The sequence below is a fragment of the Chengkuizengella sp. SCS-71B genome, from assembly GCF_040100845.1.
GTDB lineage: Bacteria > Bacillota > Bacilli > Paenibacillales > KCTC-33759 > Chengkuizengella.
In genome coordinates this window covers 413,285-439,602 of sequence record NZ_JAZHSH010000001.1, presented here as the reverse complement: position 1 = coordinate 439,602, position 26,318 = coordinate 413,285, and the positions used below count along the sequence as shown (strand labels likewise).

Genomic DNA, 26,318 nt, shown 5'->3' with positions numbered 1-26,318 from the left:
TAAACTCGTTTAAGCAAAGCTTAAACATCGGGAAATCAGATGGATACTCTACTCCATCTGATTATAAGACCCCACCCATAGAGGTGGGCGTCTTAACGCTAAAAATATAGGATAAATTCTGATATTCATGTTAAGTTTCATTCTATAACGAATTTCTATAACTAACTACATCTTCATACTTTTTGAAAAGATGTAATTTAATAAGGGTGAAAAAAATGAGTTTATTTAAACGAATTTCAAATTTAATGAAAAAAACAGAAACTCCAAGACCTGAAAAGACAATTCATACTGTAGTTCCAGGAGACTTTGTAGAAGTTTCTTTGGTTATGTATGAAATTATAGGGAAAACAACAAATTTCATGCGAAATGAAGCTATGCTTACATTAAAAGATGGAAGAGACATTCAATACCTATACACCGAAAAACGTGAAAAACCTACATTTATTTTATTTACAGAAATTGATGGAAGGTTAGATTCTTATCACGAGATCCCCTCAACCATCACTTTAGAAGATACAACATATTATCTTGAGGAACAATATAGCGGAAGATCAGGTGTGCAGGGAAGCACTGCTTTTCCAAGTGCAGGTGAGCAATCCGTATGGATTTTCCAATCAGATGATCGAAAATATTTACGAATCGAATGGCAAGATGGACGATTCATGTTTTATGAAGGTGAGGATGTTCTTACTGGAGATATTGAGATATTGCAAGGTAAGGAATAATTCAGCGAAAAATACATGTCTTTTGACTAAGATTGATTGATTTGATTGATTATGCCTATTAAAAAAGCTTTGGAAAGGTAAAATATTTCAATTAAATTTTGTTCAGCACAAACAAATTAACTATAGTGTTGATGAGGTACGAAATTAGCGGTAATTGTTGGTCTTATTTTCATCTTTTTAGCTTAATTTTAAGATTAGCGGTATTTGGTGGTATTATTTTGCGATAAAATGAGCATTTCATTGTATGTTGAGGAGAAAACGCCTAAATAAGACCATTAATTCCCTTTATTCACTTGAAGAAGGTTACTTTATCACATATAAGACCACTATTTCCCTCTATTTACCTATATTCTTACCTATATTTCTATTACCCCATTCAATTCCACTTTAAATTTAAGGTGACTTTATTTATTCTTTCTTATTTATCTGCCTTTCTTTACTCTTTCTTTATCTTTCTTTACTCTTTCTTTATCTTTCTTTACTCTTTCTTTATCTTTCTTTACTCTTTCTTTATCTTTCTTTACTCTTTCTTAATTCTTATCTTTTTCTTATCTATTCTTTATTTAATTCTTAGTTATTTCTTATTAATCTCTATTTATAATTTTCCTCCCACTTTATAAAATGTAGTTTTTACCTTCAATATTTAAACGATATGAACGAATTCGTTGAATACCCCGCTCAGGTTCTAACCATTTTTTTGATACAAGACTATATAACAACTTCCTTGATGTTTTGATATCAATATCTAGATGTTTACTGAGTTCAGTAGGAGTGAATGGTCTGCCTAATTTCATTGCAAATCTGATAGCTTCTTTTTCAACTAAAGTGGCTTCAATTATATTCTTATCTTCACCAAACCACCTACCCATAAATTGTTGTAATTTTTGTTGGCAACAACGAGGACTATTATTAATATCATCGTATGTGAAACGAAGTATTTTCCATCCATCTGTAATTAAATCGTTTTGTCGTCTGCAATGATCTGAAAATTCCCAGCGGCTGATGTTCTGCCAATGTGACCCAAATCCATCAATTTCAATGGCCAGTAACATATTAGAGCGAATATATGCAAAATCAATATAGCGATTCCCGTCTTTGAAATCACTAACTTGATATTCTGGATGAAGATATTTAAAATCATTAAATGCTGGCCACCATACCTTTTGCAAAAAAAGTATTTCTGCAAAGTTATGGCCTTCTTCTAGTCTTCTCAAACTAGCTCCATTACGTGAATTGATATGTTCTTGAATAAACTTTTCGTGTGCTTCTTCAAACTTCATTAAAATGACCTCCTATAACAATTATTAAATTCATCTAGAACAAACAATTTTAAGTAAGAAACATTAGAAAGGAATGCATAATCAAAAAGAGTTTCTATATCCGATATCTTCTATGAATGTTATTTGAAATATTTATTATTAAGTTTTTAAATGACCTTTTAATTAAAATACATATATTCACCACAATTCATCTTCATTTAGACCGTTTTTAAAAACAGTTCAAGCATGAAATAACACATTAATATATTTCCTAAATAAAAAACGCCACTCGAGTACGGATCATCCGTAAACAAGTGGCGTGTGCTTCACGTCCAAATTAATAATTCAGAATAGTATTATAGTTGTTTCTTGCTAGTGCTTCCTGGTTAAAAAAGAATTCTGACTTTCTCTAATTCTTTCATACGTGACCTGCGTAAAATAAGTATAATGTAGTACACTTTTATCTATTTGGATCAAAAGTTGTACTCTATTATTTAAAACAGCTCTCTCCTGCCTTCTAATGCTTTTGACAGGGTGACCTCATCTGCGTATTCTAAATCTCCACCTACAGGCAATCCATGAGCTATTCGAGTCATTTTAATGCCAAATGGTTTTACCAATCGAGAAAGATACATCGCTGTTGCTTCACCTTCGATATTTGGATTTGTAGCTAAAATAAGCTCCTTAACTTTTTCATCACTCAGTCTAGTTAAAAGCTCGGCAACCCGAATTTCATCTGGTCCAATCCCTTCCATCGGAGAAATAGCACCGTGAAGCACATGATAATATCCTTGAAATTCTTTTGTTCGTTCCATTGCAACCAAATCCTTGGGCTCCTGGATAACACAAATGACGGAGGAGTCCCTACTTTTGTCATTACATATTCTACATGGATCAACGTCTGTAATATTGCAACAAACAGAGCAATAGTGTAAATTCCTTTTTACATTCACCAATGCTTTTGCAAATTCAACAACGTCTTCTTCTTTCATACGAATCACATGAAAAGCAAGTCTAGCTGCAGTTTTCGTCCCAATTCCGGGCAGACGAGTGAAAGAATCAATAAGTTTTGATACTGGCTCCGGATAATGCAAAGCGTTTAACTCCTTTTACCAATTTTATAAAGAAATCCTCTTATAAATTTAGAAGATATGGTGAGATGTTAAAGTATCCCTGGTGGTAATCCACCTGCGAATTTCCCTAAGTCTTCATTAGCAAGGTCGTCTGCTTTGTTTAATGCATCATTCATTGCAGCAACAACTAAATCTTGCAACATTTCTATATCGTCTGGATCAATCACTTCTGGTTTAATTACTACATCACTAACTTTTTTATCACCTGTAACTGTGACTGTAACAACACCGCCACCAGCTGTTCCTTCCACCGACTTTTCTTTAAGTTCCTCTTGTGCTTTTAACATTTGTGCCTGCATTTTTTTAACTTGTTTCATCATTTGATTCATATTATTTCTCATTGTAAATCTTCCTTTCTATATTCAAATCATCTTTAATAAAATCGTCATTGTCTAAGACTTTTTCCTATAATATGTTTGAACAAAGTATATTTGTTCTTTACTTTTTATCTTCTATCTGTACTAAGTCACTACCAAACAATTGAACAGCCTCATCAACCCAATTCTGTTGTTTCTCCTCATTTTCATGATGTTCTGGCACTAACTCTAAACTTTCCGTCTGTTCAGTTTTCTGAGCACCTTGAGCCCCCATGGATTCTAAATCATTCCAGTCTTTTAACATGACTGTTTTGAGATGGATGGGTTCATTATATACTTCATGGAGAACTTCTTCAATCATTTGTTTGTTGTTTTGTTTTTCTGTTGTTTCTCTATGGATTGTATTTTTGAAAGCAACCAATACAATATTATTTTTTGCAGAAACAGGTTCACCATCCACTAACCAAGCATGTAAAGTGATTTTTTTTGACTTTACTATATTTAATACTTGACTCCATTTTAACAGAATTCGTTTAAAGGCTTCCTGATCTTTTTCGTTTAAAAACCCAAGCAATTTTTCCTTCGATTGTGCATTCAATTTTACAATAGGTTGTTTAGGTTGCTTCTTTTCATTAGTTGGTGAAGGTAGAGACTCGATCCCGCCTGATTTTTCCCATTTTGAAATTCGTTTTTCTAACTCTTCAACTCTTTGAATTAATGCTGCAATCGATGAATCATTGGAATTAATTTGAGCATTTAATTGCACGTTACCTTCTGATTGTGGTGAAAGTTTTTGTAATTGTACAGTGTTTTGCTCTTGATGATTTAAGGTACAAATTTTCATCAATGCGATTTCTAATAATGTCTGCGGGTTGGAAGCATATTTCATTTCTACTTGATACTGATTTAGCGTATCAATAATTTGAAAAACTTCTTCATTCTCATATGCTTCAGCTAAATCAGAATAACTAGATACATCTAACACACGATCTGTCACGTCCTGAGCTTTATCCACCATTTTTATGACTAATAAATCTCTGTAGTAATAGATTAAACTTTCTAAACACTTATCAGCATTTTTTCCTTCTTGCATTAGATAGTTCGTCAACACAAGTATTTCACTTACATTCTGTTGTTTCACTGCTTCAGCTATCTTTAAAAACTGACTGGACTCAATACCACCTGTTGCTTCAATAACTTGCCCATACGAAATATGCTGACCAGAGAAGGATACAATTTGATCCAGCAAGCTCAAAGCATCTCTCATACCTCCATCAGATAAAAGTGCGATATACTGAAGTGCATCATCATCTATGGATATATTCTCTTGTTCACATATCAATCTCATTCTTTTCTCTTGTTCTTCAATAGCAACTCTTTTAAAATCAAACCTTTGACACCTTGAAATAATCGTTGCCGGAATTCGATGAGGTTCTGTCGTTGCCAAAATAAAGATAACATGGGCTGGTGGTTCCTCCAATGTTTTCAAGAGAGCGTTAAAAGCTTCCGTCGTTAGCATATGAACTTCATCAATAATATAGACTTTATATCTTACTTCAGTTGGAGCATATTTAACTTTATCACGAATATCACGGATTTCCTCAACACCTCTATTAGATGCTGCATCTATTTCCATCACATCCATAACTGCCCCGTCAGTGATTCTTTTACATGCATTACATTGATTACAAGGCTCCATTGATGGTCCAGATTCACAGTTTAATGCCTTAGCAAATATTTTTGCAGTACTTGTTTTCCCTGTCCCTCTAGGCCCACTAAACAAATATGCATGTGTAATACGATTTTCTTTTAAAGAGTTTTGTAGGGTTTGAACGATATGTTTTTGTCCTACGACTTCTTGGAAAGTTTGTGATCTCCATTTGCGATATAAGGCAATATGACTCATTATTTTCTCCGAGTTTATTTAGATTTTTTCTGACAACCACTTCATATTATTATACTATATATGTCTGTATATGAAAAACCACTCTTTGAACACCTCCAATTGTATTATGGTGTCTAACAATTGGGTTGCAGATCAAAACTTGAGTGGTTTAATCATTAAATTAAATTGTATTGTAATGGTGAACGTCGACATCAAAACATCCTCCGGCAAGGTATACCTCTAAAAACGACCACATCCTTGTGGGTCGATCATAATCTGCCACGTCCTATGGCCATTCCGACACCAGCGCATCCTTGAGCTGGTCACGATGCACCAGTTCATCCAATTAATGTTCCCCGACTAAAGACCACCACATCCTTGTGGCCAATCATAAACTGTCACCTCCATGTGACAATTCTGGCACCAACACATCCATAAGTTGGGTGAACGTCGACATCAAAACATCCTCCGGCAAGGTATACCTCTAAAAACGACCACATCCTTGTGGTCAACGATGCACCAGTTCATCCACGAACTGGCTACCCACCCGGAAGTGGCATACTAATAATAAAAGTGGTTCCAAAACCTTTAGATGACACTCTTATAGAACCACCTATGTCATGTATTATTCTTTGGCAAACAGATAACCCTAAACCGGTACCTTCTTGTTTTGTCGTAAAAAAAGGATCAAATATTTTATCTACTAAAAATGAAGGGATGCCAGGACCTGTATCGTGAATTTCGATGCTTACCTGCTTATTTCTTTCGTCTATCTTTTCGGTAATGCTTAATGTACCTCCATCAACCATGGCTTCAATTCCATTTTTGCAAATATTCAGACATACTTGCTTAATTAACTCTGTGTTAGCCAATATAAATGGAAGATTGCTTGCAGAATGATACTGTACTTCAACATCATGTAATATGGCTTCGTTATGTATAATAGGTTTTATTTCTTGCATCACTTTTGATAAATCTACTTGTTCAAACACAAAATCTCTTGGCTTGCTTAACAATAAAAACTCACTAACTAATCCATTAATCCGATCAATTTCTGTGAGCATAATATTCGTAAACTCAAACTCTTGATTCATCTGATTTTCTTTCAGTGATTTCTTAATAACTTGTAAAAATCCCTTAATAGACGTAAGCGGATTTCTGATTTCGTGTGCAGTACCTGCCGCAATTTGCCCAATCATAGCCAAACGATCACTTCTTTGAACCTGCTCTTCAAGAGATCGTAAATTAGAAACATCTTTCAATATAATATAAGCTCCTACAGTATCTCCATTGCTGTTCTTTAATGTGTTTGAATCCATTAGCAACTCAAATCTTTGTGAATCATTAATCCAAGATACTGCATGATTTTTCGTGACCAGTCCTTCTAGAACGGTACGTTGTACTAACTGATACTCTCTAGGAACTGGCTTAAAAATCTCATCCAATGATTTATCGATTACTTCCTCTTTTTTCATGCCAAATATAGTACAGGCCATATCACTAATATCAATCAATTGAAATTCTTTATTAATTAGTAAAACACCGAGATTAACATCCTTCATAAAAGTTGCAGAAAAATGTTGAATTAAGTTAGAGTTATGCAAGTCATATAACATAATTAAAAAGCCTTGGTGTTGATCATCATGGGTTTGTAATGATATTACTGAGTATGTCGATTCAATAATGGTTTTGTTTTTAGTGTGGATGCTTAATATATTATTATTTTGTAAAGTCTGGGCTAAATTCTTAAGAGGTTCTTGGAAGTGAACAATGTTTCTTATTTTAATGTTGTTAAGTTCATCAATATCAACATAACCACTAGCCGATAGAAATACTGAATTACTAAAAGTAACCTCATCTTTCTCATTTATTATTAACATAGATGTACTTTTAACTTCAAGGGAGTTAAGTAAATTTTCTATCGTATATGGGAACTTTAACGTAACTGGAGTATACAATACTTCAACCTCCCATTCCAACAAATTCCATCGTATATCATTAGTTAATTCTACCTTTGTATAGAAAATTCCTCCTTATTCGAAAAAAATCTCACATGGTAAGTAAATCCAAAAAAGTAATCTATCTTTTAGAGGAAATCTTTCTATTTAAGCTATAACAAGAAGTTTATCTTATCACAATATTTAAAACTGGAAATTATAAAATTAAAAAAATTACAAAAAACGACTTTTATAAGATAAATAGTTAGAAATTTGGAAAAATTGCTTGTTGGTAAATCTTTAAGTAATTTTAAGGGGGATAGTTATGAGATCAGGTCGAGCTGATGCAAAATAATTAAAATGTAGATAGTATAAGGGCAACTAACGATTCTGCCTTCGTCTAGACTTGCCAATCATCGAGTTTTCTTTAGAGGTAGTTTTTATTGAAACTTAGAATTTGAAATTTTTTAAATTCTTAAGTTATAAAAAAAATCACCTACAGGTGATCTAATTTAAACATTTTTTACCGTGCACCAGTTATTGATAATTGCGACATAACCGCTGCTTTTATCGTTAGCTCAAGTCAGGCGACCCCTCGGCACATGAAACATCCTACTTACGGCTGCTTTCTTCCGAACCTGACCGGATTCATAGGCATCCATTGCGAGAGACCTGACCGTCAACACTACGTGTAAAAGGCTGACATTACATCAACAATACCTCTAACTGGAATTCAACCCCGCTATAGCGGATTGCGGGTTACAGGGCACCGCTACCTCCCCGTCTAGCACGGCAAGATTAAGTATATCTGATTCATCAAAAAATATCAAGCTTCAGAAACGATTACCATCTTATCCAGATTTATTTCTACGAACAGATACTTCATATCTTGGTAATTGCTTCGTTATTTCTTTATATACTTTTTGTTCAATTTGTCTTGCTTCCTGTTTAGATAAATGGTTAGGCACTTGAATTGTTATAACCATGTTTACTCCGTTTGTAATTGTAACTGTTGAGTTAATAACATCGTCAATCCCTTTTAAAGATTGTTTAACGAGTTCTGTATCTTTCCTATAGTTATGATAAGTCGGATTTGTTGGCATATTAGGCAGTGACTTAGTAAGCCCTAAATAACCATCGTTTTCATATTTTTTCATTTGAACATTATTATCCTCTGCGTTACATCCTGTAAATATCCACATAACAACAACTGACATTAATAAAAGAAAGCATTTTTTCCACATAAAAAAACCTCCCTTGGTTATTATGATAACCAAAGAAGGTTTCTATATGCTGTAAAAATAAGATTCCTATTTTTACTGGTTGTTTTCTTATAGACCATATTTTTTCTTGAAACGATCCACACGTCCACCAGCATCAACAAACTTCTGCTTACCAGTGAAAAATGGATGACAATTAGAACAAATCTCAACACGAAGATTTTCCTTAACAGAACCTGCTTCAAAAGAATTTCCACAAGCACATGTTACTGTAGTTAGTTCGTATTTAGGATGAATTGCTTCTTTCATTGTAATTACCCCTCTTTCCGCCCTGAATATTTTGCAATCCAGAGTTAAATTGACACATAAAAGATTCTAACACGTTCACTCTAATGTTGCAACCTTTATACAAATAAGCCGGTTATAATTGTTACACTTTTCTTTTGTTTGTAGAAATTGGTTTTGAAACTGGTTTTACTAAGGTAGATAAAAACTCTTGATTGGTTTTCGAGTTGGATAATCTCTTTAAAAATGCATCAGTAAAGTCTGGTGCATCATTCATATTTTTACGAAGCAACCATATTTTATCCAGTTCTTCTTTAGGTACCAATAATTCCTCGCGTCTTGTACCTGATCTGCGAATATCAATGGCTGGGAAAATACGACGTTCAGCCAATTTACGATCTAGATGAAGTTCCATATTCCCTGTTCCTTTAAACTCCTCATAAATGACATCATCCATGCGTGATCCTGTATCAACGAGGGCTGTAGCTAAAATAGTAAGGCTTCCGCCCTCCTCTACGTTCCTAGCCGCACCAAAAAATCTTTTAGGTCTATGGAATGCTGCAGGATCAATACCACCTGATAAAGTACGTCCAGAAGGAGGAATAACCAAATTATAAGCTCTTGCTAAACGAGTGATGCTGTCCATTAAAATAACAACATCTTTTTTGTGCTCCACTAATCTAAGAGCTCTCTCCAAAACGAGTTCTGCAACTTTTATATGATTTTCCGGTAATTCATCAAACGTGGATGCCACTACCTCACCTTTCACAGATCGCTGCATATCTGTCACTTCTTCCGGGCGTTCATCTACAAGCAAAACAAATAACTCCATATCGGGACGGTTGGTTGAGATACTATTGGCAATTTGCTTCAATAATAATGTCTTCCCTGCTTTTGGTGGTGCTACAATGAGTCCTCTTTGACCTAATCCAACTGGAGATAATAAATCTATAATCCGAGTAGAAAGGTGAGTAGGGGTTGTTTCAAGAATAATTTTTTCTTGTGGAAAAAGTGGAGTAAGTGCTGGGAAGTGAAGTCTTTCACTCGCTTTGTCTGGATCTTCACCATTCACTGCTTCAACTTGCAACAACCCAAAATATCTTTCATTATCTTTTGGAGGTCTACACTTACCAGAGACTAAATCACCTGTTCGTAAATCAAACTTACGGATTTGTGATGCAGATATATAGATGTCTTCTTTGCTTGGCAAGTAATTAATCGGTCGAAGAAAACCGTATCCCTCAGGTAAGACTTCCAAGACCCCCTGCATGAACATCAGTCCGCCTTGTTCTGCTTGTGCACGTAAGATGGAAAATATGAGTTCTCTTTTTTTCATTTGACTATAATATTGGATTTGGAACTTCTTAGCTAAGGTATACAGGTCGTTCAACTTCAATTTTTCTAATTCTGCTAAATTCATGTCCATAAAAGTACCACCACATTCTAAAATTATTAAAACAATTTTTAAATCTTTCAATATACAAATGATGACTGAACTAGATAGTGTTCCCTTTTTTTCACAAAATCAAACTATATTAAGATTCACGCCACACGTCAGCACCTAAACTCTTTAAGTTTTCAACCAGATTGTCATAACCTCTATCGATAAATTCTACACCCGTAATTTCTGTCTGACCACCTGATTTAACTGTAAGGCCTGCAATCACCAATGCTGCCCCTGCTCTTAAATCCATCGCTGTTACTTTTGCTGATTGCAATTCGGATTTCTCAATTACCGCGGAACGGTCCTCGAGTTTAATTTTTGCACCCATACGAATTAATTCTGGAATATGTTTAAAGCGGTTATTGTAAACATAATCTGATAAAACACTTACACCCTCAGCTTGTGTAAGCAAAGTGGTCATTGGGGATTGTAAATCTGTAGCAAATCCAGGATAAACTAGGGCTTTCACATCAATGCTATTATATAAAGGTTTACCAATTACTCTAATAGCCTCATCTAATTCATGGATTTCAACACCCATTTCTTCCAACTTGGCTGTTAAAGCTTCCATATGTTTTGGAATAATGTTGTCAACGATAACATCTCCTTTAGTAGCTGCTGCTGCAATCATATATGTTCCCGCTTGAATACGATCAGGAATGATGGAATGACGACATCCTTTTAATTTATCTACACCTTCGATACGAATCGTTCCCGTTCCTGCCCCTTTAATCCTAGCACCCATCGAATTTAATAAAGTGGCTACATCAATAATTTCAGGTTCTTTTGCAGCATTTTCTATTAAAGTGATGCCTTTTGCACGTGAGGCTGCCAACATAATGTTAATCGTTGCACCTACACTGACTACATCGAGATAGATTTTAGCTCCAACTAATTGTTTAGCTTTAATATAAATGGAACCGTGATCATTTTTTACTTCTGCTCCTAATGCCTCAAATCCTTTAATATGTTGATCAATTGGACGAGGTTCAAAATCGCAGCCACCAGGTAACCCAATTACTGCTTCACCAAATTTACCTAATAAAGCACCCATCAAATAATAAGATGCACGTAATTGTTTTACGTTATCATCAATCATTTCAATAGATTGTAAAGATGAAGGGTCTATTACCATATGATCCTGTGAAAATTCTACATGAGCACCTAAATTTTCTAAAATATGTTTATAAGTTTGAACATCTCTTAACACAGGCATATTATCTAAAATAACAGTAGAATCAGCCATCAATGCAGCAGGTATAAGAGCTACCGCACTATTTTTGGCTCCGCTGATACGGATTGTTCCTTGAAGTGGTTTGCCTCCTGTAACGATCAGTTTTTCCATAGTTATGTATATCCCTCCAACAATCTAAAAAAACTGTAGTAAAAGTCATTTGATATGTTAACACATAGGAAAGAGAATGTCACTATCAGTAATTCCCTTTCCATTTATTACTAATTATTACGCTTGATTGCTACTTCCAAACAATTTAATTTTAGATTTTACAACTTCAACCATAGCTTCTTTACCAGGGCCTAAGTATTTTCTAGGATCATAAACGCTATCGTTGCTGTTTAATACATTTCTAATTGTATTCGTCAGAGCAACTTGATTTTCAGTATTTACATTAATTTTACCTACACCAGCTTCAATAGATTTGCGAATCATTTCATCTGGTACTCCTGAACCACCGTGTAATACAACTGGAACTGGAATATTTTTCGTAACTTCTTCAATAATATCAAATTTAATATCAGGTTCACCACTGTACATTCCGTGAGCAGTACCCACAGCAATGGCTAAGCAGTCAACACCCGTCTCTTCGTAAAAACGAATTGCTTCATCTGGTTTTGCTAAATTAGCATCAGATTCATCAACACTAATATCATCCTCAACTCCACCGATTGTACCTAATTCACCTTCAACGGAAACACCCATTGCATGAGCAGTTTTTACAACTTCTTTTGTAAGACGTACGTTCTCCTCATAAGAATAATGTGAACCGTCAAACATAACCGATGAAAAACCAGCACGAATACACTTCATGGCTACATCAAAGCTGCTTCCGTGATCTAAATGAAGAGCGATAGGTAATCCTGATTGTTTAGCTGCTGCTTCAGCCATAGCAACTGTGAATTCAATACCCATATATTTAAGAGCGCCTTCACTTACCCCAAAAATAAATGGAGAGTTTTCTTCCATAGCTGCTTGAACAATCGCTTGTGAAAATTCAAGGTTATTCATGTTAAACTGTCCTACTGCAAATTTTTTCTCTTTAGCTGCAGGTAAAAATTCATTCATTGACACTAATGGCATGGTTTCGTCCTCCTACTCTAAATTGATATAGAAATAACAATCGTAAGTCATCTGCACTATTATAGCACTGAACAGTACAAAAATGAAGTAAGCTTTAGCACAGGAAAAAAAAGACTATATAACACTAGGTGAACTCTTTTAAGCAAAGCCTAAACATCAAGAAATCAGACGGAGACTTTACTCCACCTGGTTTGAAGATAACACCTATTGAGGTGGCGTCTGTATGCAAAATATTTTGGATCACAATAATTGTTGACTTGCAAAAAAAAAGATCCTTTTCAGGATCCTGTTGCAGCATGATCATCTCCGATCGCATCATTCACAACTGCACGAATTTCATCAATATCGAATGGTTTGGAAAAGTGCCTCATTGCCCCAGCTTCTTTTGCTTCTTTTATCATGTTAAGCTCGCCGTAAGCAGTCATCATGATGACCATTATTGAGTTGTTGATCTCTTTAATATGCTTTAATATTTCTAATCCGTCCATGCCTGGAATCTTCATATCTAACAGAACAAGATCTGGTGGGTCGTTATTGACATGGTCTAATGCCTGCTGACCATTTGCAGCTGTAAGTGTATAAAACCCATCCATCTTAAAAACTTCTTCTAACAAGACTCTAATTCCGTGTTGATCATCAACAATTAAAAGCTTTCCTTTTTCCAAACTACCAACCTCCCGAACAACACAAATCACTTTTTATGGTAAATAAACATTTCTATAAGTTACTCTCACATTCCTGCTTAATTTACCAAAAAGTTGAAAAAAAGCATTATTTATTACTTAAAGCTGCTTTTATAAATCCTGTGAACATTTTTTGTGGTCTATTCGGTCTTGATGTAAACTCAGGGTGAAATTGTGAAGCTAGAAACCATGGATGATCTGAAAGTTCAATCATTTCAACAAGTCTTCCATCTGGAGACGTTCCAGAAACTTTCAATCCTGCATTTTCTAATAATTCTCTATAATCATTATTGAATTCATAACGATGACGATGTCTTTCATTAATTAATTCCGTTCCGTAACTCTCATATGCTAAAGTATTTTTTTCTAATTTACAAGGATAAGCCCCAAGTCTCATGGTTCCACCTAAGTCTTCAATATCCTTTTGCTCTGGTAATAAATCAATAACTGGATGAGGTGTTTCTGAGTTGATTTCAGAGCTGTTAGCATGTTCTAATCCTGCAACTGATCGTGCAAACTCTATTACAGCAACCTGCATCCCTAAACAAATACCTAGAAAAGGAACTTTGTTTTCACGAGCATATTTAATGGCACTTACTTTTCCTTCAATCCCGCGATCACCGAATCCACCAGGAACTAGTACGCCACCTACCCCATGAAGCAGATCATGCACATTATCATCGTTGACTTCTTCTGCATCTACCCAACGTATGGAAACTTCTGCTTGATGCTCAAATCCTGCATGACTTAAAGATTCTACAATACTTAAGTAAGCATCATGTAAAGCAACATACTTTCCTACAATGGCGATCTCAGTTTTATGTTTCAGTTGTTTTACTTTATTTACAAGTTGATTCCATTCTGTCATTTCAGGGGGTTTTGTTTCAAGTTTTAAATGGTTCACAACAATCTCGTCCATATGTTGATCAAGCAGCATTAAAGGGATTTCATACAAAGTATCTGCGTCTCTTGCTTCAATTACATCGTTTGGATCAATATCACAGAACAATGCTAATTTATTTCTCATATCTTCAGACAACTTTTGTTCTGTTCGGCATACGATGACATTCGGCTGAATCCCTAAACTTCTTAACTCTTTCACACTATGTTGAGTTGGCTTGGTTTTTAATTCTCCTGCCGCTTTTAAATAAGGAATTAATGTAACATGAATATACATTACATTATCTCTGCCAATATCGCTTTTGATTTGTCTAATTGCTTCTAAAAACGGTAAACTTTCAATATCACCGACAGTACCACCAATTTCAGTAATCACCACATCTGCTCCAGATTCTTCTCCTGAACGGAAGACACGCTCTTTAATCTCGTTTGTAATATGTGGAATTACCTGTACTGTTCCTCCTAAGTATTCACCTTTACGCTCTTTTGTAATAACGGAAGAGTAAATTTTCCCTGTAGTTACATTGCTGTTTTGAGTCAGATTAATATCAATAAAACGCTCATAATGCCCTAAATCTAAATCCGTTTCTGCACCATCATCTGTAACAAATACTTCCCCATGTTGGTAAGGACTCATCGTTCCAGGGTCTACATTAATATAAGGATCAAACTTTTGAATCATGACTTGTAAACCTCTGTTTTTTAACAATCTACCTAATGAAGCAGCAGTGATTCCCTTCCCTAAGGAAGACACTACCCCTCCAGTTACAAATATATACTTAGCCACTGTGCCTTACCCCCTATAATTTACAAAAAAATAAAGTGACTCTTTTGTTCAAAGAGGCACTTTAGTTTATTTATTTATACTTATAATACTTCAAAAATATTTAGCCCTTGCAATAGTTTACTCTGTACATAAGAGGATGTCAAGGGACTTAAAATCAAAATTTCTTTCTAGTACGAATTATCCTCATCGTTGTCTTCATCCATTTCTTTTTCCATTTCTTCATCTAGACTGATTTCATCCGATTCTTCTTCTAAATCTTCACTCTCATCAAGATCTTCTCCATCTTCGCTGATGATATCATCCGTATTGTTTCCTTCACTAACAAATGAATCGTTATTTTCTTCTTCATCAGAAAACATTTCTTTTTCATCTTCAAGATCATCGTCATCATCATTGATCACTTTTGGTTTATTAGATATTTCTTCAGCTTTATCTAAGGTATACCATCTTTTTAAACCCCAAACATTATTTCCAATACATGCAAAACGGCCATCAATGTTAATTTCAGTATATAACTGCGCTATAACCTCATCCACTTCATGTTCAGATAAATTTTTGATCTTTGCGATTTCATTCATCAAATCACGATAGAAAAATTGCTTATTTGTTGATTTAAAAATCATAAAAGCTAAATCAACCATTGGTATTTCTTTTATTTCCTCAGCGGTAAGATTTATTGTATATTGACTACTCATGTCTAACACAACCTTTCACACAACATAAATAAAAATGATATGTATATTGAACTTTTATCTTTGTCATCATTAAGTAAAACCTATTTTACATTAAAATGCAAGAATACTTCAACTTAGTCTTAAAAGTAAATACCACCTGCGTACTCAAATTCCATACAATAAGCGAAGAGTAATAAACTCTTCGCTTATGACTGTATCCGCATAGTTACGAATCATCTATTCATAACCCGGAATGATAAAGAGAGCTTTCTCTCTTTATCTATCCTATGTCCATAATTCATTTATGACCTAATCGAATGCCCAATTATTATAAAAAAAGGCATTCCCCCAAAGCCAACCGAGCAAAAACGACATAATATAATGCATATCCAAGTTAATATGCTCATCATAGGGGGGATAACAAATTGAATTTCTCCAAATTGTTAAAACATTTAAATCATCATATTGTTACAAGGCAGTCTGTGACACGTCAAATTATTCGATTTAATAATCGGAAAGAATATCAGAGTTGTTTACGCCAAATAAAAAAATTAAAACCTTCATTATCCAAACTGTCACATATTCAACCCATTGGGATCATTCATGCTATTTCTTGTCCCTTATACTCAAGTAAAAACCTTATAAGTCACCCGGCTATTCGATTCATTGAAAAAGATACAAAAATTAAAATGCACTCACCAACAAACTTCGCTCCTATAGAAACTGAATTAAAATCACCTATCCCTTGGGGTGTCCAAGAAATCAAAGCACCTCAAGTATGGAAATACACTAAAGGCGACGGAATTAAAATTTCAGTTATTGATACAGGAGTGGATTTCAATCATCCTGATTTAAAGGAACAGTTGCGTAGAGGGTTTAATTTTATATACCCACACATGCCTCCATGGGATGATAACGGACATGGAACTCATATCGCAGGGACCATTGCTGCTTCAAACGAAAATATGGGCGTCGTAGGGACAGCTCCAAGAGCAGAATTATATCCGATTAAAGCATTTGATTATAGAGGAACAGCCTATTCATCTGATATTATTCAAGCTATTGAGTGGAGTATTCGAAATCAAATGAACATTATAAATATGAGCTTTGGAATGAGTAATCGCAGCCAGTCATTATTAGATGCCATTAAACAAGCAAATGAATTAGGGATCATCACGGTTGCTTCTTCAGGAAATGATGGAAAAAGAGAAAATGTAGATTACCCCGCTAGATTTACACCAACGATCTCTGTCGGGGCAACCTCGACAAAAAAACGCCTTGCCTCTTTTAGTAATAAAGGAAAAAATATTGATATATACGCACCGGGAGAAAGGATTTTCTCCACCTGGCCAAACAGAAAATATGCCGAGTTAAATGGAACATCAATGGCTACTTCTCATGTTTCAGGCATTGTAGCACTAATGTTATCCATTAATCGCAATCTAAGCCCTGTAAAAATAAAAACGATATTAAAGAAAACAGGAACACCTTTAAACAAGTCTAGTAAGAAAAATACACCAAAAGAGATTAATGCTATTCGGGCTATTCGATCAGTTAAAAAAATGAACTAAACTAAAAAATATAAAAGTGAGGGTTCCTTTGTATTACATAGGGAATCCCTCACTTTTTGGGGTGCTTTATTTGTTCTGGGCCCCGCAAAAGTATTAGGTTTATACTTAGAATGATTTTCTTCACTTTTGTGGGTATATCTACATTTTCTCTGGTGCAGATATTCCAATGATTTTGAAACAGTTTTCAAATACAGTTTTTAATGCAGATAAAAGAATTAATCTCGCCTGAGTCAGTTTCACATCATCCTCTAATATAACTCTATGTGCTTTATAATAGCTGTGGAAAAGAGAGGCTAATTCATAAACATATCGAATGATACGATGAGGTGCATATTGTTCTGTAGCAACTTGCACTTCATCATATAACGTAGCTACTTTTAACAATAAGTTAAACTCTGACTCTGTATTTAATAGGCTGAGGTCAATCTGTTCCGATGGCAAGATTGCAACTCCCTGTTCATCTGCTTGACGAAAAATACTACATATACGTGCATAAGCATATTGTACATAATACACTGGATTTTCATTGGAAGTGGAAATAGCTAAGTCCATATCAAAATCAAGATGGGAATCAATACTACGCATCGTAAAGAAATAACGAATCGCATCTACTCCAACTTCATCCATTAGCTCCTTCATGGTGACCGCTTTACCTGTTCTCTTCGACATCTTTACCTTCTCACCATTTTGAAACAAACTTACCATTTGTGAAATAAGCACGGTTAATTGATTAGGTTCGTATCCCAGTGCAGTAATAGCAGCTCTCATTCTTGGAATGTACCCATGATGATCTGCTCCCCAAATATTAATAAGCTGATTGAACCCACGATTAAATTTATCTTTATGATAAGCAATATCTGGTGTTAAATAAGTGAAAGAACCATCATTTTTGATTAATACACGATCTTTATCATCACCAAATGGTGTTGTTCGCAACCACTTTGCCCCGTCTTGCTCGTATGTATGTCCCTTCTGTTCAAGCTCCTCTAAAACTGCATCTGTTTTTTTCTCTTGATAAAGAGAGGTTTCACTAAACCAGACATCAAACTCCACTCCAAAACGTGTTAAATCATCTTTCAATTTTTGTAATTCTTTTTCTAATCCGTAACGTTTAAAATATTCAAATTTATCAATTTCTCCTAAGGAAAGAAGTCTGTCACCTTCTAGGGATACTAAGTCTTTAGCGAATTGAATAATATCTTCGCCATGATACCCATCTTCAGGCATAACCATATCTTTACCCAGCTGTTCCATATACCTAGCTTCAATAGATTTTGCTAAATTATCAATCTGATTCCCTGCATCATTTATATAATATTCTCTCGATACATCATAACCTGCAAAATCAAGTAAATTACATAATGAATCCCCTACCGCTGCTCCACGAGCATGCCCTAAGTGCAGACTGCCTGTTGGATTAGCACTGACAAATTCAACTTGAATCTTTTCATTATTTCCTACTTCAATAGCCCCGTATCTAGTCCCCTTTTCTAGCACATCTGAAATCACTTTATGCAAATAAGCTTTATCCAAATAAAAATTTATAAAACCTGGTCCTGCAATCTCTACATTCTCAACGCCTGCTTCTACATAATCAAGATTTTCTTTGATTTGTTCTGCAATTTGTCTAGGATTTCTCTTCGCTATTCGAGTTAACTGCATGGCGATATTGGTTGAAAAGTCCCCAAAAGATTTATCTTTTGGCACTTCAAGACTAACTTCAGGCAGCTGATCTTCTGAAACTATATCTGACTTTACAGCCGCAATATTGATGGATTGTATAAGTTTATCCTTTACTTTGTCTAAAACACTCACGATACAGTCTCCTCCTTTATATAAATCTTTATTTTAAAATCCCCTGCATGTTCATCATCTAAATATAATTCATAGGACCAAGAGATTTGTCCATACCCTTGATTCAATTCAATATTTATTTCCGTTGCTTTATTTGATATGTTCATTTTCCCTGTTGCAGTATGATAATAACCTGGCTGTAAACTATTAAGTTGAAATGATTGCTCCGATTTAGTATCCCCATGCCGGACAACTCGAATCTCATTTCCTTTAATTTTTATCGTTGTATTGGTTCTACCCATGTTTTGATCTGGTTCTTCGTAACGATAATATACGGTGTCACCCTTTTGAAAATATTCCCCTGATACATTTTGAACGATTTGTTGTTCATGACTATTACTTTCAATTCTTAGTGAGACTTTATTCCTTTCTGACATGTTTAACACTCCAATTTAAAATAGTTAGTCCATTATATCATGAATTTACAATTGTTTTTTTGTTGTGTTATTTTACAAAACCTAACAATATTTCACGAATTAATTTTGAAGCAACTATGGGTGTTTGCTCTGTTGGATCATAAATTGGAGCTACTTCTACCACATCCGCCCCAACAACGTTTGCTTCTGATCGAGAAATTTCATGAATGGCTGCAATCAATTCTTTTGAAGTAATGCCACCCGCTTCAGCCGTACCGGTTCCAGGTGCTGCTGAAGGATCTAATACATCAATATCAATAGTGACATAAATAGGTCGTCCTGCTAAACTAGGCAAGCTTTTTTTCAAAGGTTCTAATACTTCAAAAGGATAGAAGTTCACATGTTTTTTTCCGAACTTAAATTCTTCTCGGCTTCCTGAGCGAATACCATACTGATAAATATTATGCCCTCCCATAAGCTCAACTGCTTTTTTTACTGGTGTTGAATGAGAAAGTACTTCCCCTTCGTAATGATCACGCAAATCTGCATGTGCATCGATATGAATGAGTGCAAGATCAGGGTATTTTTTGTACATTTCTCTTATTACTGGCCAGGTGACTAGATGTTCCCCACCTAAACCTAGTGGAAACTTATCATCTTGCAGTAAACCTCCTACATACTCACCAATCATCTCCAAGCTTCGTGAAGCATTCCCGAATGGAAGCATTAAATCTCCTGCATCAAAATAAGTAATGTCTTCAATAGACCGATCTAAATAAGGACTGTACTCCTCCAAACCAATCGAGGCCTCACGTATTCTTGCAGGACCGAAACGTGAACCAGGACGAAAACTTACTGTAAAATCCATGGGCATACCATAGATGATTGCACGTGAATTCTCATAATCATTAGAACTATTTATAAATACTTTTCCAGAATAAGCTTCATTTAAACGCATAAGTACACTTCCTTCATTCGTCTATTCCTCTGTATGTTATCGTATTATCGTTGTTATTTAGGGTTGACTAAATCTTCAACAAATCTAGGCAAAGCAAAGGCAGCCTTGTGTAATCTTGGCGTATAATATTTTGTTGGCAATTCAGGGATATTATTTTCATCTATATTTAAAGGATCAACGGTTTTACTACCCATCGTAAAAGTCCACAATCCACTTGGATACGTGGGAATATTCGCTTGATATACTTTTACAATCGGGAAAATTTCTTTCACATCTTGATTCACTTTTTGAATCAAATCGCCTTTAAACCATGGGTTATCTGTTTGGGCGACAAAAATCCCGTCTTCTTTTAATGCATCATAAATACCTTGATAAAACCCTTTTTCAAATAATTGGACTGCAGGTCCTACTGGCTCTGTTGAATCCACCATGATCACATCATACGTATTTTTATTTTCATGGATGTGCATGTAACCATCGTTTACAATAACTTCTACACGAGGATTATCTAATTCACCCGCAATTTCAGGTAAATATTTTTTAGAGTATTCGATGACTTTCCCATCAATTTCAACCAATACTGCCTTTTCTACTTCTGGGTGTTTTAGAACCTCTCGAATAACTCCTCCATCTCCCCCGCCTACTACAAGTACATGCTTAGGGTTTGGATGTGTATGTAAAACTGGATGTGCAACCATTTCGTGATAAACAAATTCATCTTTGTTTGTAGTCATAACCATACCGTCTAAAACTAACATACGTCCAAATTCTATCGTATCTATAATCGCTAAGTGTTGGAAATCTGTCTGTTCCTCCACTAAAGTTTGTGTAATTTTTGCTGTAATTCCAAAGTGCTCTGTTTGTTTTTCCGTATACCATAACTCCATTTGTTTCTTCCTTCTTTCCAACTCAATATTTTTATCCTACTAAATCTTTAGCGTTAAGACACCCACCTCTATAGGTGGGACCTTTTAATCAGGTGGAGTAGAGTCTCCATCTGATTCCACGATGTTTAAACTTTGTTTAAACGAGTTCACTCTAGCTTGTATTATAGTTTATCCTTTTTAAAATGCAACAAATTATCCATTTTTCTTTTACACTTTCTTTATTATTCATGAAAATAATGAATAGTAAGTGTTAAGTTTTTCCATACTAAATACTATAACTGTTGTTTAGAAAGGAGGGATTCATATGATAAAAAAACTGACATCCATTCTATTTTCATTATTTGTCATTTGCACGATTAGTTTTGTTGTGTTCCTGATCTATTTGAGAGCCCAGCCACTCCCAGCTACGAGTATACCTCAAACGTCTCATGTATATGATCTACAAGGACAAGTTATTGACCGTTTTTATATAGGTGAGAATCGAGAAGTTGTATCACTTGATGACATCTCCACTTATGTCATCCAAGCTACGTTAGCTGTTGAAGACCATCGTTACTTTGATCACTTTGGTTTTGATTTAAAAGGAGTCACACGTGCAGCGATTGTTAATTTACAAAACATGGATAAAGAACAGGGAGCTAGCACAATTACTCAGCAGCTTGCAAGAAACTTATATTTAACACATGAAAAAACTTGGACTAGAAAAATGAAAGAAGCTATTTATACGATTCAATTAGAGATGAAATATAGTAAAAAAGAGATTTTGGAATTATATTTAAATGAAATTTATTATGGACATGCCACATACGGAATTCAAGCCGCTTCACAACACTATTTCAATAAAGATGCCAAGGATTTAACCTTAGCTGAAAGTACACTCATTGCTGGAATTCCTAAGGGACCAGCCTACTATTCACCTTTCTTAGATTATGAAAACTCTAAAAGTAGACAATATATTGTATTACAAGCCATGGTCAATTCAGGCTTAATTTCTGATCAAGAAGCAGACGTTGCTTATCAAGAGACGTTAAATTTCAACTCGAATGAACAAGATAATAAAGCCTTTGCACCTTATTTTGTAGACTATGTTCGCAAACTAGCAATAGAGAAAACAAATATAAATGAAGAGGACTTTAATCAAGGTGGTTATCAAATCTATACAACCTTGGATACAAACGCTCAAAAAATAGCTGAAGAAATCGTTGTGGAAAAGATGAAGGGCAAAGACGAATTGCAAGTTGCTTTAATCTCAATTGATCCAAGAAACGGGTATGTAAAAGCTTTGGTTGGCGGCTCAAATTATGAAAAAAATCAATATAATCGAGTGTTTGCTAATACTCGTCAACCTGGTTCAGCCTTTAAGCCTATTTTATATTTAACTGCACTTCAGTTAAATGAACTGTCTGCAGTTTCACAATTCAAAAGTGAACCTACAGCATTCTCCTATGATGATGGGAAAAAATCATACATGCCTAGTAATTTTGGAGACAAATACCCACATGATTATATAGACCTGCGTCAAGCAATCGCAGAATCTGATAATATTTATGCTGTTCATACAATCATGCAGATTGGTGCAGAAAATGTCATTTCTACTGCTCGTACATTAGGAGTTACCAGTCCAATGCAGCCATTGCCTTCTTTAGCATTAGGCACTTATCCTGTAAGTCCATTTGAAATGGCGTACGCTTTTGGTACGATTGCAAATCAAGGAATAAAAGCAGAACCGATTGCCATTCTAAAAATCGAAGATGCTTTTGGAAATACCCTTTATGAAGCTGAACCTCAAGCAAAACAAGTTATAGAGCCTGCATACACTTATATCATGACCAATTTGATGAAAGGCATTTTTGATTCTGGTGGGACAGGCAATCGCGTATCCAACATACTCAAAAGACCTGTCGCTGCAAAAACAGGGACAACAAATACAGATGCTTGGATGGTTGGTTTTACTCCTGAGCTTTCCACTGCAGTTTGGATCGGTTATGATAAAGATTTAACAATTAGTCCAGTAGAATCTATGCTGGCTTCTCCTATTTTTGCTGAATATACAGAAAGAACGCTTGAAGCCATTCCACCAAAACTTTTCCCAGTCCCTGATGAAGTTGTGAGTGTATATGTAGATGTAAAATCAGGTAAGTTAGCCACTGAGGATTGTCCTGATTCTCGATTGGAAACTTTCGTTAGAGGCACGGAGCCTACAGAATATTGTTCAATCCATTCTTTAAACGATTCTGATCTTGATCCAGCAACTCAGCAGGAGGATGTGGAAAGTGGAGAGTCATCATGGTGGAACGACTTGAAACGCTGGTGGAATAACTAATTATAGAGAAAAGAGCAAGGAACGTTAATTCCCTGCTCTTCTATTTATTTATATACTTTTGGTTTAAACAGTAACCTCAAGTTCCTCACCCCTTTTAGGAGCCATCTCTTTCATTTCTTCTTTAATTTGATCTACCGTTTTTCCTTCTGTATCAATACCAAGTTTCTGTGCTTTTTCAAACAGTCTCGCTTCACGCTGCTCCTGTAACTCAGCTTGAATTTCCTCAAACGTTTTTCCTTCTGTATCAATGCCTAGTTTTTCAGCATGTTCGAATAACCTAACTTCTTTTTCTTCATCTGACAATTGGTTCCATGATTCAATAAATTTTTCTTTGTTAAATTTTAAGCCTTTTGAACCATGCCCTCTTTTAGCACGTTCTGGAGCAAGTACTTTTAATTCCTCTTGTATTTCTTCAATGGTTTTTCCTTCTGTATCAATGCCTAATTCCTCTGCCTTTTCAATCACTCTAACTTCATGAAGATCTTGAAGCGCAGCTAATACTTCTTCAATGGACTTTCCATCTGTTTCAATACCTAGTTTAGCTGCTCTTTCAAAAAATTGATTTTGCTGTTCTTCCGAGAATTCATCCCATTTTTCAGCTAAATTCTCTAAATTCATCCCTTTTCCTTTTGGTCCATGACCTCTTTTACCTTTAGGGCCATTCTCTGAAGCATAAGCTCTTAATTCCTCTTGAAGTTCTTCAAACGTTTTTCCGTCAGTTTCTATACCCACACTTTGAGCTTTCTCAATCAATCTTGCTTCTTTTTCTTCATCAGATAGTTGACCCCACGCTTCAATAAACTTCTCCTGATTCATCTTAGGTGTTTTCAAGCGAAGTGGATCTGCTCCTTTCTCAGTTTCACCGGCAAAAGCACTTCCTACACCAACTGCACTAACTACTAATGTTGCTGCTACTGCTACAGATAAAAATTTTTTATTCATTTTACTTCCCTCCAAATTTTTTAATGTACATCAAGTACACTTATAATATAAATTTTGAATATGTCGGGAAAATGTCCATAAAATGAAAATAACATTAAAAATTAGTTTTTAATTCAATTGGAAAATTGAAAAAGATTCAATATTAAAAAGTCCTTCTGATTTCAATCGTAAATTTATACCGATCAGCACGATAAGAAGATATAACAAATTCCAAAGGCGTTTTGCCTTCCAAAAAGGTTTGTTGCTGCATGCGTAATATTGGTGCGCCTTCTGGTACTTTCAAAAAGATCACTTCCTGTTCTGAAGCAATGGTTGATTCTATTGTCTGCACTCCATCCACTATGTTCACTCCATATTGTTTTTCTATATACTGATATAGTGATTGTTGTTCCATTTGTTGTTGCGTCAAATTAGGTATGAGCTGTGCTGACATATAGACCGTTTCAATCGCAATCGGCACTTGATCTGCTAAGCGTACACGTTTCATTTCATATACTGGTTCATTTGGTTCAACTTTTAAATAGTTGGCGACTTCTTTAGAAGCTTCAATTTTCTCAAAATGAATCCATTGGCTACTAGGCTCATACCCTTCTTGTTTCATATCCTCTGTAAAACTCGTTAATTCACCAACAAATTTATGTTCAAGTTTTTTGCTTGTTACATATGTACCTTTTCCTTTATGTCTATACAAATAGCCCTCATTCACCAGATTATTAATGGCTTGTCTAACTGTCATGCGACTGATATCAAACTGTTCTGAAAATTGACGTTCAGAAGGAATCAAGTCCCCTGCTTGTATATCTCCATTCACTATCTTACCTTTAATCAGTTCGGCGAGTTGATAATAAATAGGTAGTGGGGAATTTTTATTAATCATTTCACGCTTCCTTTCTAGATCTATCCTAAACTATAAATCAAATTATGTTGTTATATCCTATATTGAAATACCTGAGGAAAGTGACTGTTCGTCTACAATGATTGTCACGTTCGGATGTAATTGTAAAACAGATGCTGGAAATTGCTCATTTAAATCACCTTGCAATAATTTATAAATCGCTGTACTTTTCTCAGTACCTGATGCTAGTAAAAGAATTTCCCTACTGTTCATTATAGACTGTATCCCCATCGTAATCGCATGTGTAGGTACTTCATCCAAGTTATCAAAATTATGTTTATTTGCTTGTCGTGTAGATTCGGTAAGTTTTACAACGTGTGTTTTCGTACCAAATGATGTGCCAGGTTCGTTAAATCCAATGTGCCCATTTTGTCCAATACCCAAAACCTGAACATCAATCCCTCCACACTCTTTTATTAATTTATCATAAAGAGCACATTCTTTCTGTAAAGAAGCTCCATTTCCATTTGGCAGGTGGACATTTGAATCCAATATATTAATATGGTTAAACAAATTTTCTTTCATGTAATAGTGATAACTATTAGGGTAAACTTCTGAAAGCCCGACATATTCATCTAAGTTAAAACTGATGACATGTCGATAATCTGTTGTATTCTTTTGAAAATCTAAAACCATGTATTTATATAAACCTAATGGTGTCCCTCCCGTTGCTAAACCTAAATTAATACTGTTACTTGATCTTACTTTTGAGATGATATACTCTGCTGCTTGTATACTCATTTCATTATAATCCGTTACGGTAATGACTTCCACTTTCACCCACCCCTTGTTTTTATAAATAGAAAAGTCATTCTTATTTTCCATCTTATAACATAGAATTCTAGTTGTCTATACCAATAAGCCTAATGCTTTTAAATTAAGTGGAATGACAGTAAGTTATATAAACTCCTTATCATTCCACTTTGCACATGTAGATAAAATTAATTTACATATTCACCCATAATT

Annotated in this window: 23 protein-coding genes and 1 other RNA gene; 3 read left to right on the top strand and 21 right to left on the bottom strand. The window is 34.9% G+C overall.

Features of this window, described 5'->3' with window-relative positions; translation table 11 throughout:
* The first annotated feature begins 215 nt into the window (after positions 1-215).
* Entirely contained in the window at positions 216-725 is a 510-nt protein-coding gene (locus VQL36_RS02115) for a DUF4178 domain-containing protein (RefSeq protein WP_349247727.1), read from the top strand.
* 614 nt (positions 726-1,339) lie between these two features.
* On the opposite strand, the gene VQL36_RS02110 is transcribed toward VQL36_RS02115, so the two are convergent.
* From VQL36_RS02110 to rpoE, 14 genes are all read right to left on the bottom strand, one after another.
* Entirely contained in the window at positions 1,340-2,005 is a 666-nt protein-coding gene (locus VQL36_RS02110; protein ID WP_349247726.1) for a DNA-binding response regulator, read from the bottom strand.
* A gap of 473 nt (positions 2,006-2,478) precedes the next feature.
* On the bottom strand, positions 2,479-3,078 hold the full coding sequence (gene recR, locus VQL36_RS02105) for a recombination mediator RecR (protein WP_349247725.1): 600 nt from the start codon (positions 3,076-3,078) through the stop codon (positions 2,479-2,481).
* 68 nt (positions 3,079-3,146) lie between these two features.
* The gene (locus tag VQL36_RS02100; RefSeq protein WP_349247724.1) at positions 3,147-3,458 is read right to left on the bottom strand and encodes a YbaB/EbfC family nucleoid-associated protein; all 312 of its coding nucleotides are present in this window, start codon (positions 3,456-3,458) and stop codon (positions 3,147-3,149) included.
* A 97-nt stretch (positions 3,459-3,555) separates the two neighbouring features.
* Entirely contained in the window at positions 3,556-5,340 is a 1,785-nt protein-coding gene (dnaX, locus tag VQL36_RS02095; RefSeq protein ID WP_349247723.1) for a DNA polymerase III subunit gamma/tau, read from the bottom strand.
* A 518-nt stretch (positions 5,341-5,858) separates the two neighbouring features.
* The gene (locus VQL36_RS02090; RefSeq protein WP_413789465.1) at positions 5,859-7,277 is read right to left on the bottom strand and encodes an ATP-binding protein; all 1,419 of its coding nucleotides are present in this window, start codon (positions 7,275-7,277) and stop codon (positions 5,859-5,861) included.
* 505 nt (positions 7,278-7,782) lie between these two features.
* Positions 7,783-8,049: signal recognition particle sRNA large type (ffs, locus tag VQL36_RS02085), an RNA gene on the bottom strand.
* Between the two features lie 58 nt (positions 8,050-8,107).
* Entirely contained in the window at positions 8,108-8,500 is a 393-nt protein-coding gene (locus tag VQL36_RS02080) for a hypothetical protein (protein ID WP_349247722.1), read from the bottom strand.
* A gap of 87 nt (positions 8,501-8,587) precedes the next feature.
* On the bottom strand, positions 8,588-8,785 hold the full coding sequence (rpmE, locus tag VQL36_RS02075; protein WP_160647894.1) for a 50S ribosomal protein L31: 198 nt from the start codon (positions 8,783-8,785) through the stop codon (positions 8,588-8,590).
* 121 nt (positions 8,786-8,906) lie between these two features.
* Complete coding sequence (gene rho / locus VQL36_RS02070) at positions 8,907-10,187, bottom strand: transcription termination factor Rho (RefSeq protein ID WP_160647893.1); 1,281 nt, start codon at positions 10,185-10,187, stop codon at positions 8,907-8,909.
* Between the two features lie 109 nt (positions 10,188-10,296).
* On the bottom strand, positions 10,297-11,550 hold the full coding sequence (locus VQL36_RS02065; protein WP_349247721.1) for a UDP-N-acetylglucosamine 1-carboxyvinyltransferase: 1,254 nt from the start codon (positions 11,548-11,550) through the stop codon (positions 10,297-10,299).
* 117 nt (positions 11,551-11,667) lie between these two features.
* Positions 11,668-12,522, bottom strand: a complete 855-nt coding sequence (fba, locus tag VQL36_RS02060; RefSeq protein WP_349247720.1) for a class II fructose-1,6-bisphosphate aldolase — start codon at positions 12,520-12,522, stop codon at positions 11,668-11,670.
* A 278-nt stretch (positions 12,523-12,800) separates the two neighbouring features.
* On the bottom strand, positions 12,801-13,187 hold the full coding sequence (locus VQL36_RS02055; protein WP_349247719.1) for a response regulator: 387 nt from the start codon (positions 13,185-13,187) through the stop codon (positions 12,801-12,803).
* Positions 13,188-13,293: 106 nt separating this feature from the next.
* Complete coding sequence (locus tag VQL36_RS02050) at positions 13,294-14,892, bottom strand: CTP synthase (RefSeq protein ID WP_349247718.1); 1,599 nt, start codon at positions 14,890-14,892, stop codon at positions 13,294-13,296.
* Positions 14,893-15,059: 167 nt separating this feature from the next.
* Complete coding sequence (rpoE, locus tag VQL36_RS02045) at positions 15,060-15,587, bottom strand: DNA-directed RNA polymerase subunit delta (RefSeq protein WP_349247717.1); 528 nt, start codon at positions 15,585-15,587, stop codon at positions 15,060-15,062.
* A gap of 404 nt (positions 15,588-15,991) precedes the next feature.
* On the opposite strand from rpoE, the gene VQL36_RS02040 reads away from it, so the two are divergent.
* Positions 15,992-17,137, top strand: a complete 1,146-nt coding sequence (locus tag VQL36_RS02040) for a S8 family peptidase (RefSeq protein ID WP_349247716.1) — start codon at positions 15,992-15,994, stop codon at positions 17,135-17,137.
* Between the two features lie 138 nt (positions 17,138-17,275).
* Here the strand turns inward: VQL36_RS02040 and argS are convergent, their stop codons facing one another.
* The 4 genes from argS to speE all read right to left on the bottom strand — a co-directional run bounded on the left by argS (position 17,276) and on the right by speE (position 21,192).
* Complete coding sequence (argS, locus tag VQL36_RS02035) at positions 17,276-18,952, bottom strand: arginine--tRNA ligase (protein ID WP_349247715.1); 1,677 nt, start codon at positions 18,950-18,952, stop codon at positions 17,276-17,278.
* The gene (locus VQL36_RS02030) at positions 18,949-19,368 is read right to left on the bottom strand and encodes a DUF1934 domain-containing protein (RefSeq protein ID WP_349247714.1); all 420 of its coding nucleotides are present in this window, start codon (positions 19,366-19,368) and stop codon (positions 18,949-18,951) included. Before VQL36_RS02030 ends, argS begins: the two co-directional genes overlap by 4 nt.
* A 67-nt stretch (positions 19,369-19,435) precedes the next feature.
* A complete protein-coding gene (speB, locus tag VQL36_RS02025; RefSeq protein WP_349247713.1) occupies positions 19,436-20,305 on the bottom strand; it encodes an agmatinase in 870 nt (289 codons plus the stop codon).
* A 53-nt stretch (positions 20,306-20,358) separates the two neighbouring features.
* Complete coding sequence (gene speE / locus VQL36_RS02020; protein WP_349247712.1) at positions 20,359-21,192, bottom strand: polyamine aminopropyltransferase; 834 nt, start codon at positions 21,190-21,192, stop codon at positions 20,359-20,361.
* A gap of 304 nt (positions 21,193-21,496) precedes the next feature.
* Here speE and VQL36_RS02015 point away from each other — a divergent pair, with 304 nt between their 5' ends.
* Complete coding sequence (locus VQL36_RS02015; protein WP_349247711.1) at positions 21,497-23,515, top strand: PBP1A family penicillin-binding protein; 2,019 nt, start codon at positions 21,497-21,499, stop codon at positions 23,513-23,515.
* Between the two features lie 63 nt (positions 23,516-23,578).
* On the opposite strand, the gene VQL36_RS02010 is transcribed toward VQL36_RS02015, so the two are convergent.
* The 3 genes from VQL36_RS02010 to nagB form a co-directional block, all read right to left on the bottom strand.
* Entirely contained in the window at positions 23,579-24,457 is an 879-nt protein-coding gene (locus VQL36_RS02010; protein ID WP_349247710.1) for a hypothetical protein, read from the bottom strand.
* Positions 24,458-24,599: 142 nt separating this feature from the next.
* Entirely contained in the window at positions 24,600-25,334 is a 735-nt protein-coding gene (locus VQL36_RS02005) for a GntR family transcriptional regulator (protein ID WP_349247709.1), read from the bottom strand.
* A gap of 57 nt (positions 25,335-25,391) precedes the next feature.
* A complete protein-coding gene (nagB, locus tag VQL36_RS02000; RefSeq protein ID WP_349247708.1) occupies positions 25,392-26,126 on the bottom strand; it encodes a glucosamine-6-phosphate deaminase in 735 nt (244 codons plus the stop codon).
* Positions 26,127-26,318 lie beyond the last annotated feature (192 nt).

Coding starts and splice junctions, on each gene's coding strand:
- VQL36_RS02065 (WP_349247721.1), bottom strand. CDS start 11,550: ATGGAAAAACTGATCGTTACAGGAGGCAAACCACTTCAAGGAACAATC.
- VQL36_RS02080 (WP_349247722.1), bottom strand. CDS start 8,500: ATGTGGAAAAAATGCTTTCTTTTATTAATGTCAGTTGTTGTTATGTGG.
- fba (WP_349247720.1), bottom strand. CDS start 12,522: ATGCCATTAGTGTCAATGAATGAATTTTTACCTGCAGCTAAAGAGAAA.
- dnaX (WP_349247723.1), bottom strand. CDS start 5,340: ATGAGTCATATTGCCTTATATCGCAAATGGAGATCACAAACTTTCCAA.
- VQL36_RS02005 (WP_349247709.1), bottom strand. CDS start 25,334: ATGATTAATAAAAATTCCCCACTACCTATTTATTATCAACTCGCCGAA.
- speE (WP_349247712.1), bottom strand. CDS start 21,192: ATGGAGTTATGGTATACGGAAAAACAAACAGAGCACTTTGGAATTACA.
- VQL36_RS02115 (WP_349247727.1), top strand. CDS start 216: ATGAGTTTATTTAAACGAATTTCAAATTTAATGAAAAAAACAGAAACT.
- rpoE (WP_349247717.1), bottom strand. CDS start 15,587: ATGAGTAGTCAATATACAATAAATCTTACCGCTGAGGAAATAAAAGAA.
- rho (WP_160647893.1), bottom strand. CDS start 10,187: ATGGACATGAATTTAGCAGAATTAGAAAAATTGAAGTTGAACGACCTG.
- VQL36_RS02110 (WP_349247726.1), bottom strand. CDS start 2,005: ATGAAGTTTGAAGAAGCACACGAAAAGTTTATTCAAGAACATATCAAT.
- rpmE (WP_160647894.1), bottom strand. CDS start 8,785: ATGAAAGAAGCAATTCATCCTAAATACGAACTAACTACAGTAACATGT.
- speB (WP_349247713.1), bottom strand. CDS start 20,305: ATGCGTTTAAATGAAGCTTATTCTGGAAAAGTATTTATAAATAGTTCT.
- VQL36_RS02015 (WP_349247711.1), top strand. CDS start 21,497: ATGATAAAAAAACTGACATCCATTCTATTTTCATTATTTGTCATTTGC.
- VQL36_RS02030 (WP_349247714.1), bottom strand. CDS start 19,368: ATGTCAGAAAGGAATAAAGTCTCACTAAGAATTGAAAGTAATAGTCAT.
- VQL36_RS02010 (WP_349247710.1), bottom strand. CDS start 24,457: ATGAATAAAAAATTTTTATCTGTAGCAGTAGCAGCAACATTAGTAGTT.
- VQL36_RS02100 (WP_349247724.1), bottom strand. CDS start 3,458: ATGAGAAATAATATGAATCAAATGATGAAACAAGTTAAAAAAATGCAG.